This window comes from Desulfitobacterium sp., from assembly GCF_982384815.1.
In genome coordinates, this window is record NZ_CEVWNY010000096.1 from 1 (window position 1) to 12,028 (window position 12,028).

A 12,028-nucleotide genomic window follows, 5' to 3' on the forward strand; every position below is an offset into this window, starting at 1 on the left:
GCTTTGAAATTGACGGGCGAGTGCTTCTTGATTGGTTGTGAGACGCGACCGCCAAGACTCAATGCTTTTCTCATGCTCCATTATGAATTGCACTCCCAGGAGCATCTCTTTCATTTTCCCACAATGGCGTTTCCATTCCACCGGGAGATTCTGGGTGTTGATTTCCCCCTCCCGTTCCACCATTTCAAAAAGATTGAAGAGCAGATGGTAGGTTCGATAAAACTCCCTCGTCCAACAAGTATCAATAGTAGGGCAATTTTTACAGACCCGTTCTACCAGTACATTCATCAGCTCCGGGATCTCCGGTTTGGATTTCCCTACTTCCGCCTCAGCAGCTTGAGCACTGTAAGCAATCTGGTCAAAAATCTCCGCCACTGTCTTAACTTTGGTTACAGTAGACTCAACTTCCGGCATGGGCTTGTCCTTAAGAAAATCACTCTGAGGAGAGGAGCTTGGAAAAAGCAAAAAGAGCAAAAGGCCAATTCCCGAAGACAAAAGTTGAGAATAAAGCACTTCGGGTTGCATATAAACTGTGAACATGAAGGTAATGCTCATAAAAGCAATACCCAACCCGAACTTGCCCAGCTTTTGGAAAGCTCCGGTACCAAAACCGGCCAGACCATAAATACCCGCCGCCATCAGATTTTGGGGATTGAATTCCAGTTGAGGAACAAAGCCTAAAAGTGCCCCGACCCCGGCAGCGGTACCGGCACCAAAGCGCCCGGCAATTAACAAAATGAAAAAGCTCGTTAAGACAACGGAAAAGTTTACCTCCCTAAAAACCACACCCTGTAACCCGCTCAGTACTCCAACCAGGATAACCAGCCAAGCAATCCCTTGTTCACGTGTAAAGTTCCCCCGCCAGATAGCCTCTTGATAGCGCATAGCATACCAGAAGACAACCGCTAAGCCACCATTCAAAATACTAACTAAGATTGCCTTGGGTCCCATCATAACCCCGGACTGACCAAGACTCATAACCGCAAAGGAAACCACCCCCGTGACTATGGCCGTGGCCAAACCAAGATATATGCCTTCCCGCTTACTGTCCCGCAGCCGCGGAACAAAAAGACTTAAGATCAATAAAGTAAGTAAAATCTCCAAAGCAGACCCTAAATCTTGCACGAACAAGGAAGCTATACCCAGAGTCAAGCCGATTAGCCCCGTAAGTACGCCTTTGCGTCCATAAAGCATCAAAGCAGCTCCGAAACCTATCCCAAAAGGATATAATCCCAAGATACTTCCTCGAGCAATCAGCATTCCTAATAAAAAAGGCCAAAAGTGCCCTTCCAGAGTAAACTTTTCCCTCCGCAGACCTTGCTTAGGTTTCAACGTTGCCCACTGTGCCATAATGTCACCTCTTACCATATAATACCAACATTATAACCTATGGCTTTGGCAAAGCTTGTCTAGGGAAGGAAGTTATTCTCAGTAAATTTCGACTCTTTTCCTGATTCTCGTGCTAATCCTCAACTTTTCTCGTCCATTCTCCAGGAATCTACGTTATATCCTTACATCCATTTATTAATATTTTTTGAGCCATCCGTAGTGTACCAAGTAACCTGCTGAACATCGTGAAGTATCTTCATCCTTAAAACCTTATTACCGACCTGAAAAGTGTCTTACTTTTAAGCCTTATAACATACTAAAAGACCGCCATGCGGCGGTCCAAAACCTCTATGAAAATAAAAGCTTTTAGTAGCGGCTCGATCCTCTTCCCCCACGCTTGGATTCAGTGGCGCGGCGGAATTCCAGCTGCCTTTCATCGCTATCCTTAATAAACTTGGCTAATTTGTCCTCAAATGATACGGTTGGCTGGCGACGTTCCCGCGTATTACTTCTCGGGCTCGGATTAGCCTGTTTAATCGATAGTCCAATTTTCCCTTTTTCATCTACGTGAATTACCTTAACCTTAACACGATCCTGTTCCTTTAGATAATCCCTTACATCCTTGACATAAGCATCTGCAACCTCTGAGATATGCACAAGTCCGGTAACCTTTTCAGGTAATTCCACAAAAGCACCGAAATTCGTGATACCCGTAACCACACCCTCAATAATAGTGCCAACCGCAATGGCCATACGAAGCTAACTCCTCCTTGTGATGTTTTAAGTCATTATTTTTATTATATCTGTCAGTAGAGAGGACTGTCAAGATAACAGCCCGGGAGTTTCCTGACATTTTCTTACTTTGCAGAAGTATTTTATTCCGTTTTGGGTGCAATGCGAATTTCACCTTTACGGACTAACCCTAATTGTTCCCTGGCTAGTTGTTCAACATAGCTAGGTGTGTTGAGCTGCAAAATTTCCTCTTCAAGACGTTTTTGTTCATCCACAAGACTTTGTTTCTGTTTACCTAATTGAGCAATACTCTGATTAACCTGTTGACGCAATTCATAAAGCTGATAAGCCGAGCTTAGAAAAGCAATTGCCAAAAACAAGGCAAACAGCGATCTAATCGGCCGCAAAGGACGCTTTCTGGTCTTGGGTCGGGACACTTTAGTTGTCGGATTCCTCTTCGTCAAAATCTAACCCTCCTAGACCAAATTCAGCCTCCGGAATAATACAGACTATCTCATAGCCCTTCCCTTTGGCCCGATTAAGTAAAGTTGCCACGGAACTTTGGCTAAGATGTAATTTTTTCGCAATCTGTTCTTGGGTTTTGCCACTTTCCTTTAAAATAACTGCCTGACGCTCCCTAAAGCTAAGCTTTTCCAAACCCCGAATCTCTAAATGCACTATCTACACCAACTTATGCTTATTTCTACAGCTACGGAGCCAAGTTATCCACAGCCAAGGAAGTTATCCACAAACTGTGGGTAAGCTGTGGACATATTATGGACAAACCCTGGACAAAGGAACTACAAACTGTGGACATCTCCTATTATACAGATGCCCACCCCTTTAAGCAATCCTCTTTTGTTAATTTTACCCATTGGTCCTAGGCGGAAAGAACTGGTCCCAAAAATTCAGCATCCGCTTACGCATTTTTACCACCGGCTCCCCCCATAAGGCCTCAGCTACGCGAAACACCAGCAAACTAAACCAGCGCAAAATTGCATAGGGAGGACCCATCAATATTATCAGGGCCTTAATTGGTAAGCTGAGTATTTTGAGAATCAACCTTAATAAATTGGCAATCAATTTGTAGCACTTAAAGAAAAACCAAAGGACTATAGGACTGAAAATCCGCATATAGAGGAAAAGCCCCAGGACGCTTCCCCAAAGAATATAAAAGCGAAAATCCAAATGATTGGCTTTTAGGAAAAAGCGATAAAAAATCCCCAAGGCCACAGCAGAGAAGATTAAATCTCCAACAATGGTAATGATTTTTCCCCATCCCAACCATTTATGCAGGGAACGGTAAAAATCAAAAACAAAGCCTACCGCAGCCCCCGCCAAAACAACCCAGAATAAGGCTTCAAAGTCAGAAATTCTCCTCCCTCCCTTCCATCCGATTCAAGACACATTAAGGCACATCAACGAAAGACTTTCGCCCAAATATTTTGTCCCGCTCCGGAATTACGGGGATAGACCAAGGAATCAATCTGCCCTTCAATCTGCACCTCTCCGGCCTTAAGATCAAGATGCTTAATTCCTAGTTTCTCTCCCTTAATGCTCATTACCCCTTGGATAGTCTCCAACATAATCTCCTTGGTATCAAAGGACCGTACCTTTGATACCCCCGTTAATGAAAGAAATTGCCGATTATCCATGGCCAGCCGGTGCATTGATGAATTCTTTTCCATGCTTCCCAGCCCCCCCTTTTACTTTTCTTCTTAAACCATATTCCCAAGGGGGCAGTTTTAGAATACGAATAATCTGAAACAGGGGGACAGGTTCTCTGTTTCAAAAAAGGCAACAAAAAAAGACAAGGCATTCTTCCTTCCTCACATAAGGAAGAGAAACCTTGTCACGATACTTTATAAAACTATAGCGACACCTTTTCCTTTCTCCTTGTTTCCAGGCAAATATCGAAGTGAAACACTGTACCTGTCCCCTTGTTTCACTTACTCCTCATAAGAGCCTCGTTTTTCGTCCTTAAGGACTTCATAAAGCAAGTGGGCCTCAGTGGCTTTTACACTGTTGGGCGTAGTAAGAACCCGTACTTCCAAAAGATGTCGGGCCATCTCAAGAGTTACTATATCTCCAGGCTTAACCTCTGCCGAAGGCTTGGCAATCCGCCCATTAATCCGGATTTTCTCTCCTTCGCAGATATCCTTAGCTACGGTCCTTCTTTTAATCAACCGGGAAACTTTTAGATACTTATCAATCCGCATGACCAATCCCCTTATAGAGAAAATCAGGCCCCCAGAAGGACCTGACTAACTTTTCCTTTATTCTTATTACTGAACAGCATCCTTTAAAGCTTTTCCGGCTTTAAATCCCGGAACTCTAGAAGCAGGAATGACGATAGCTTCTTTGGTTTGAGGATTTCTTCCGGTACGCTCAGCGCGATCTTTAACCTCGAAAGTCCCAAAACCGACCAACTGTACCTTTTCGTTTTTTGCCAACGCCTCTTCGATCGAAGCAAATACTGCGTTTACTGCTTTTTCAGCGTCCTTTTTTGATACTTCGGCTTTCTCTGCTACTGCAGCCACTAAATCAGCCTTATTCAAAACGATTCCCTCCCAAATATGTATTGAGTTTCAGCGTTATATTTTCGCGATAAATACCCAAACTCCTGCTTTTATTTATGGATTGTCGCCAATCTCCTTATTTTTTTCTTCAATTTTTGCTAATTCCCAATAATTATCCATCTTTTCCAAGGTTAAATCCTGCAATTTCGCCCCCTCCGACTGGGCCAGCTTCTCCATTACCTGAAAGCGCCTCTGGAACTTTTGAACCGTCTTGCGCAGGGAATCTTCCGGATCAAGCTTAAGAAATCGGGATAGATTAACCAGGGCAAAAAGCGTATCCCCGAATTCCTCTTCAATTCCCTTCTCCTCAGCCATTGCCTCTTCCAATTCCCTCAATTCCTCATACACCTTAGCCAATGGACCTTCAAAATCAGGCCAATCAAAACCATATTTAGCCACTTTCTTTTGGGTCTTTGCCGCCAGCATTAAAGCCGGTAGCCCTTGAGGAAAATTGAATAACCCTGCCTCCCCTTGATCACCCTTTTCCTCCTTTTTAATCTGATCCCAATTCTTTAAAACCTCATCAGAATCTTTTACCTGAATATCCCCAAATACATGGGGATGGCGGCGGATCATCTTTTCGATAATTCCCCTTAAGACGTCTTGAAAGGCAAATTCTCCCGCTTCTTCTGCCACCTGTGCGTGAAATACTATTTGTAATAATAAGTCTCCCAATTCTTCAGCCAAATTATACATATCTTGGGTCTCGATGGCTTCAAGAACTTCATAACTTTCTTCGATTAAATAAGGTTTTAGCGAAATGTGGGTCTGTTCCTGGTCCCATGGACAACCCTGAGGGCTGCGCAAAGTGCTCATAATGTCTAAAAGCTTAGTCATGGATATGCCCTTACTATGAGGAGGAACAACCACTGTTGTCAAATGATCAAAATCCCGATGATCCAACTCATAGAGTTGGCACTTAAATACTTTCTGTTCCTTAGTCCCTAGAGCTTGGACTACAAATACCTCTGCTTCATCGGGATAGATTTCCATTAAGTCGAGCTTCACATTAGAAGCAACCAGCCCATCATAGACCTGGGGAATTACCAACCATTCCTTGCCGGTTATATCACTTCCCTTGAGTGCATCATAATTGCGCAGTAGAAATCCCTCTACCGGATCCATTGCCAAGGCGGAAAAAAGCGGATCAAGAAAGCTTAAGGCCGGATGAACTACCACCTCAAAGCGCCCGGAAAGCTTGTCCACAAGCATTTGTACACTCCGCTCAGCCACTGAGGGATGGCCTGGAACTGCATATACAAGCTCGGGGTATTCGCCACACTCCCTCTCTAAACGGCCGACAATCCCTTCATAGACCTTTTCAAAGGATTCCTCCCGCTCATAGAGGTCATCAAAAGACTCCCCGCAGACTCCTTCCGCAAGCAAATCTTGGGCACAAGGATGGTTCACAGTTCGAAAAAAAAGACGCTTAGCACTCTTGATAATTCGATAATCACCAATGGTCATGGACTCCAATCCTGCCGGACCTAACCCTACTACATGCAATACACTACTCATTGACATCCCTCCCGGGAATAGTTTACCACAACTAATGTCTCCTAAGAACAACTTAGAAAAGCCCGAAAAAAAACTGAAGCGGCTTAAAGCCGCTCCACTTTTACCTCATCGGAGATTATTGTTCCATTTGCTTAGCTAGAAAACCGGCAGCCGTCTCCACCAATTTTAATTCCAGCTCACCCATCTTCACATTGGGATCCTTGGACATGAGGATTACCGCCCCAATCGGGTCGCCCTCGGCAATGACCGGTGCTACTACTTGATTGGTCAGCTTGCTATGTTCATCATCCTCGTCCACCTTGCCCTCCCCCGATTTAAACTGGACAGTTTTACGTTCCGCCATTGCTTGATCAATGCTAGACCAAATCGGTTTATTTAAGTACTCCTTTTTGGAAGCCCCCGAAACAGCGATAATTACATCCCGATCAGCGATACACGCAATATGACCGGTCGCCTCATAGAGGGAATCCGCATACTCCTTGGCGAAATCACCCAATTCGCCGATGGGAGAGTACTTCTTAAGGATCACTTCTCCTTCGCGGTCGACGAAGATTTCTAAGGGATCTCCCTCCCGAATCCGAAGTGTCCGACGTATTTCTTTTGGAATAACAACACGACCAAGATCATCAATTCTTCTAACGATGCCTGTTGCTTTCATTGACACTCTTCCTCCTTTAGTCATTTACGAGCCACCTATTTAGGGGTCGTTACAGACACAGCAAGACCAACCGAGTAATTGTTAAAGTAAACCCCTAAGCAAAGTCATTGGTTACCCCTATATACCCACGGACTTATGCTTTCTGAATAGCTAAGTAAAGACCGTCCTGCCTGTGGAAACTTTTGCGTTGTCTTTAACTTCATAGATAGTATATATCTGGTCATTCTCTATTATTCATTTTTTTCCATGATGTTACTAAATTGGATAAAGGAAAGTTTAGGCAGAGTTATATTTTCAGTTAACAAAAAAGAAGACTTACCCATGAGTAGATCTTCCCCATGAGTAAATCTTCCTTTTCATTATCAATATTACAGCCTTAAGCAGCCGGCTTAAATTTATCTCCGTACTCAATATTTCCTTCGGCCTTCGCCCGCAGATCTGTAAAATAGGTCTCGAATTTTTGCGCTTTAGCATCGGCTAAAGCATCCTTTGCGACTTGATCCTTTACCTTTTCATAGTCGGCTTTAACAGCCGGCTTATGCTCTTCCACTAAAATAATATGATAACCAAATTGAGACTTAACCGGTGTGGTGGTATAGGTCCCCACTTTTTGGGCAAAAGCAGCTTCCTCAAATTCAGGGACCATTCTCCCCTTGCCGAAATATCCTAAGTCGCCGCCGGATTCTTTAGAACCTTCATCAGTAGATTTCTCCTTAGCCAGCCCCGCAAAATCCGCTCCGCCCTGCAACTTGGCAATAATATCTTTTGCCTCTTCCTCAGTCCCTACCAAGATATGGCGAGCTTTAACCTGCTCACCGGAACCCCCATAGAGGTCTTGATGATTATCAAAGAAGGTTTTCTTTTGTTCTTCTGTAACAGTCACATCTTTGGTGACTTCAGCGGACAAAGCAAAATAATTTCTTACTTCCTCATCGGTCATAGCTTGTTGCTTAAGCCATTCCTGATATTGGGTTTCATCTCCCACCATTTGCTTGATATTCGTTTCTTGTTCCAATACTGCGGGGTCATTTGGATCCAGATTAAGCCTTTTGGACTCCTGCATGACCAGCTTAGATGCAATCATACCTTCAAGAATCTGTCCCTTAATCTCTTCAAGAGCCTGTTTTCCTTGATCTGTGCCGAAATTCATACCCATGCCTTCGTAGGATTTTTGCACATTGGCCACTCGATTTTCAAAATCGGCTTTAGTAATTATTTCCCCATTTGCTTTGGCAACCCATTGGTCCCCGCCCAAAGAAGAGCATCCTGTTAATCCTACTGCCAAAACCAACAATCCGGCAACCAATCCATTCCGGAAAAGAATCCTCATTTTTACACACCCTTTCGTGTCCACTAAATGCAATTATATCAGGATGCAGATTTTGAAGCAATGCTATTAAATACCATTAATATTTTAAATATTGCTTCCAGAATCTCCTCTTGGGCCACCGAGCGCAAGCGAGCCTTAATCTCCAGGTTGCCGTTCCCGGTAGTACCAAAGGATATAGGATAAGGTGATTGAGAGGCCATATTCATCAGCATTTCTCCCGAAATGCCCGGATCTCCGGCGAATCGGAACATAAACTGTTGCTTGATTTGTTGAATCTGCTCAATTTTTAGGCCGGCGGCAACCCATTTAATCCTGACAATCTTCAAAAGGTTCTCCACTTCCCGAGGAGGAGTACCAAAACGGTCAATGAGTTCGTCAATCATGAGGCTTAATTCCTCTTCGTTGTCAATGGAAATCATGCGTTGATAGAGAGCAGCTTTCAGCTGACGTTCTCCTACATAATGATCCGGTAGATAAGCATCCACCTGAACCTCGATACTGGTTTCGATCTTTTCCTCAACCTTTTCACCCTTGATCTCCTGTACAGCTTCCTTAAGCATCTGGCTATAAAGCTCAAATCCCAAGGCAGCTAAATGCCCGTGCTGCTGGGCCCCAATTAAGTTGCCTGCGCCCCGAATCTCCAAATCCCGCATGGCGATTTTGAGACCGGAACCAAACTCGGTAAATTCCCGGATCGCCGCTAGACGCTTCTCCGCCACTTCTGTCAAAACCTTTTGAGGTTTATATAAGAAATAGGAATAGGCCCTTCGATTGGACCGCCCCACCCGGCCCCGCAGCTGATAAAGCTGTCCCAGCCCTAAACGATCGGACTCATCGATAATCAGAGTATTTACATTGGGCATATCCAAGCCGGTTTCAATGATCGTGGTACACACTAAAACATCGCTTTCATGCTCGAGAAAAGCCAGCATCTCTTGTTCCAACTCTTTTTCACCCATCTGCCCGTGAGCAATCCCATAGCGGGCCTCGGGGACCAACTGGCTAAGGAAATGGACCACCTGCTCCATATCCTCCACCCGGTTGTGGACATAAAAGACCTGCCCACCCCGTTGAATCTCCCGCCTTATTGCCTCCCGCACCACCTCGGGGCGAAATTCGGCCACATAGGTCTGAACAGGGAACCGGTCTTCCGGCGGCGTCTCAATGACACTCATGTCCCGAACCCCCACCAAACTCATATGCAAAGTACGGGGAATCGGTGTGGCGGAAAGGGTTAAGACATCTACATTGGCTTTTAAGGTCTTGAGTTTTTCTTTATGAGCCACCCCAAAGCGCTGCTCTTCATCAATTATTAACAGCCCCAAGTCTTTAAACTTGACCGCATCGGAGACCAGCTTATGAGTCCCCACCACAACATCTATGGACCCTTCCTTTAGCCCCTGAATGATCAACTTCTGCTCTTTCGCCGAGCGAAAGCGGCTGAGCATCTGAATGCTCACCGGATAACCCATAAACCGCTCCTGAAAGGTGTTAAAATGCTGCTGAGCAAGGATCGTAGTAGGAACGAGGACGGCTACCTGTTTGCTGTCCATAACCGCCTTAAAGGCCGCCCGCAAAGCCACCTCGGTCTTGCCATAACCCACATCACCGCAGAGGAGGCGATCCATGGGGCGTGACCGCATCATATCCTGCTTTACCTCGATAATACACTGCATTTGGTCAGGAGTTTCCTGGTAGGGAAATTTCTCTTCAAATTCCTGCTGCCAGACATTATCAGGAGAGAAAGCATAACCCTTCGACGCCTCCCGCTGAGCATAGAGCTTAACCAAGTCAAAGGCCATTTCCTTAATGGCATTTTTGGCCTTAGATTTTACCTTTTTCCACTCGGAACCACCCAGCTTATATAGCTTGGGCAAAGTTTCGGCATCACTGCCCAAGTATTTTTGCAGAAGGTTCAATTGGTCCAAAGGTACATAGAGTTTATCCTGCCCGGCGTACTTTACCGCAAAAAAATCCTTTTCTGTTCCACCCACAGCGATCCGCTCAATCCCGATAAACTGACCAATACCATGATGGACATGAACCACAAAGTCTCCCGGCTTAAGATCATTGAATTGCAGTCGATGGCCGGTTTTTTCAGGAGCTTTTTTCCGCTTAACGGTCGCTTTCCGTTCCCGTTTATAGATCTCGGACTCACTTAAGACTATTAACTTACCTAAAGGAAGCTCGAAGCCTTGGTCAAGAGAGGAAGCATAGACATATACCCCGCCCTCTTGAACAGGCTCCCTAAGCTCATGCCTCTTGGCCAGAGCCCCCCGGTCCTTAAGACCCTGCAGCATCCTTTCCGCATGCTCCTCATCCCCGACAAAGAGCGAGACGATGTACCCGGTTTTCTGCCAGTGATCGATCTCATCTGCCAAAACCCCTGTCTTACCCATAAAACCGGTCAAGGGCCGGGCATTTAGATTAAAAATTCCCCTCGGTGCTATACCGGGAATTTGACGGGGCAAAGTGGAAAGCAAAAGAAAGGGGCGTGCCTCCCCATATTGGAGAAGTTGCTCATAAGTTACAAATCGGTCTTCCGGACTAATAAACTCCCGACCTTTTGCTAAAGCCTCCGTATATTCCTCCATTTTTCCTTTCTGTTGGAATTCTAACTGTTCCTTTAGCCGCAAAGGTTCATCTAAGATCACATAACGATCTCCGGAAAGTAAAGAGAAAAATGGCTCTAAGGGCTCAGAAAGAAGGCTAAGAAAGGGGTAGATACTCTCATCCAATCTGCCCGTCTTTAGCCGCTCCTCGATCTTCTGAGCTTGCTTCATAACCTGCTCGGCCAACTCAAAACGACTGCTCCGATTTAAACGTCCCGCAACCTTCCTAGCCTGGGCCCGGACTTCCCAACCCAGCTTCTCAATTTCCTCGGGACTAATTACCACCTCCACCGCCGGAGGTATCTTTACACTTTTTAAGGTCTCTGTAGATTTCTGAGTCTCCATGTCAAAGACCCGTATCGAGTCTACTTCATCGTCAAAAAACTCTATCCGCAAGGGCTCCCCATCCAGGGGAGCTATATCCATAATTCCGCCCCGGATCGCAAACTGCCCTTTTCCATCCACCACATCCAGCCGCTCATAACCGGCTGTCACCAATTTCTGAGTAAGCTCCTGGAGATCATAAGCTGTCCCTTCCTTTATCTCCAGGATATATTCCTGCCAACGGGTAGGGGAAAACATCCGCTGCTCCACTGCCAGTACCGTGGCAACCACAGTACAATTATTATCCTCTGCCAAACGGTTAAGAACCCGAATTCTCTCGATGGTCGTCTCCCGGCTTTTCCCGAGAACCTCAAAAGGCAGCCACTCCGTAGCCGGAAAATATAAAATATCTTCTTCGGGCAGCCAAGAACGCAGATCATTGACCCACTTTTGCGCAAGCTCCTCGGAATAAGTAAGGATCAAGCCCGGCTTCCCCCGCTTGATTAGCTGAGCTGTAAAGGCCGGCTTCTGACTTCCAGTTAAGTTATAGATCATTTGCGGCCATTCCCGCCGGGCAATCGCTTTTTCTACCGCCTCGATATCGAAGCCCAGGCGCAAATAGTGGCTAAGAGTCTTCAAAAAATTCATCCTTTCAGGCAACGCAAAACCATGGACGTCCGCCAAAAGGGACCCCCATTAGTGCCTAGTTCTAAATATGTCTATGTCACCCTTATTAACGCATATGTGCTTCTTATAACACATATATGGTCTTGGGCAAAGGGACGGATCTTGTATGTGCAAGAGTGTACAACCCTGACCAGCTTTACAAACCCTCATCGCTAGTTAAGTATGCTATTTTCTCCTACTTCCAGTTCACTCATACAATCCGGGCAGAGTGCATAGGCCACATTCCCAATGATATTTATTATAGAGTCGGGCCGCTCCG

At 45.5% G+C, this 12,028-nt stretch carries 11 protein-coding genes and 1 pseudogene; all 12 read right to left on the reverse strand.

Annotated features, from left to right (window positions below; genetic code table 11):
* Positions 1 to 1,368 (reverse strand): annotated as a pseudogene (locus AC1U9U_RS12605) (SpoIIE family protein phosphatase); the annotation flags it as partial.
* A 327-nt stretch (positions 1,369 to 1,695) separates the two neighbouring features.
* A complete protein-coding gene (locus AC1U9U_RS12610) occupies positions 1,696 to 2,082 on the reverse strand; it encodes a S1 RNA-binding domain-containing protein (RefSeq protein ID WP_479960916.1) in 387 nt (128 codons plus the stop codon).
* A 122-nt stretch (positions 2,083 to 2,204) separates the two neighbouring features.
* Positions 2,205 to 2,525, reverse strand: coding sequence for an FtsB family cell division protein (locus AC1U9U_RS12615; RefSeq protein WP_479960917.1), 321 nt, complete (start codon positions 2,523 to 2,525; stop codon positions 2,205 to 2,207).
* The gene (locus tag AC1U9U_RS12620; protein ID WP_479960918.1) at positions 2,500 to 2,739 is read right to left on the reverse strand and encodes a sigma factor-like helix-turn-helix DNA-binding protein; all 240 of its coding nucleotides are present in this window, start codon (positions 2,737 to 2,739) and stop codon (positions 2,500 to 2,502) included. The genes AC1U9U_RS12615 and AC1U9U_RS12620 overlap by 26 nt, the downstream gene beginning before the upstream one ends.
* A 189-nt stretch (positions 2,740 to 2,928) precedes the next feature.
* Positions 2,929 to 3,459 (reverse strand): spore cortex biosynthesis protein YabQ, encoded by a 531-nt coding sequence (gene yabQ / locus AC1U9U_RS12625; protein WP_479960925.1) that lies wholly within the window; start codon positions 3,457 to 3,459, stop codon positions 2,929 to 2,931.
* 20 nt (positions 3,460 to 3,479) lie between these two features.
* Positions 3,480 to 3,749 (reverse strand): sporulation protein YabP, encoded by a 270-nt coding sequence (gene yabP / locus AC1U9U_RS12630; protein ID WP_479960919.1) that lies wholly within the window; start codon positions 3,747 to 3,749, stop codon positions 3,480 to 3,482.
* A gap of 261 nt (positions 3,750 to 4,010) precedes the next feature.
* Entirely contained in the window at positions 4,011 to 4,280 is a 270-nt protein-coding gene (locus AC1U9U_RS12635; protein ID WP_479960920.1) for an RNA-binding S4 domain-containing protein, read from the reverse strand.
* Positions 4,281 to 4,346: 66 nt separating this feature from the next.
* Positions 4,347 to 4,619 (reverse strand): HU family DNA-binding protein, encoded by a 273-nt coding sequence (locus AC1U9U_RS12640; RefSeq protein ID WP_479960921.1) that lies wholly within the window; start codon positions 4,617 to 4,619, stop codon positions 4,347 to 4,349.
* Between the two features lie 75 nt (positions 4,620 to 4,694).
* On the reverse strand, positions 4,695 to 6,158 hold the full coding sequence (gene yabN / locus AC1U9U_RS12645; protein ID WP_479960922.1) for a bifunctional methyltransferase/pyrophosphohydrolase YabN: 1,464 nt from the start codon (positions 6,156 to 6,158) through the stop codon (positions 4,695 to 4,697).
* Between the two features lie 115 nt (positions 6,159 to 6,273).
* The gene (spoVT, locus tag AC1U9U_RS12650; protein ID WP_479960923.1) at positions 6,274 to 6,816 is read right to left on the reverse strand and encodes a stage V sporulation protein T; all 543 of its coding nucleotides are present in this window, start codon (positions 6,814 to 6,816) and stop codon (positions 6,274 to 6,276) included.
* Positions 6,817 to 7,192: 376 nt separating this feature from the next.
* Positions 7,193 to 8,146 carry a peptidylprolyl isomerase gene (locus AC1U9U_RS12655; protein WP_479960924.1) on the reverse strand — a complete coding sequence of 318 codons (954 nt, stop codon included), beginning with the start codon at positions 8,144 to 8,146 and terminating at the stop codon, positions 7,193 to 7,195.
* Positions 8,147 to 8,184: 38 nt separating this feature from the next.
* Entirely contained in the window at positions 8,185 to 11,730 is a 3,546-nt protein-coding gene (mfd, locus tag AC1U9U_RS12660; protein WP_479960926.1) for a transcription-repair coupling factor, read from the reverse strand.
* Between the last annotated feature and the right edge of the window lie 298 nt (positions 11,731 to 12,028).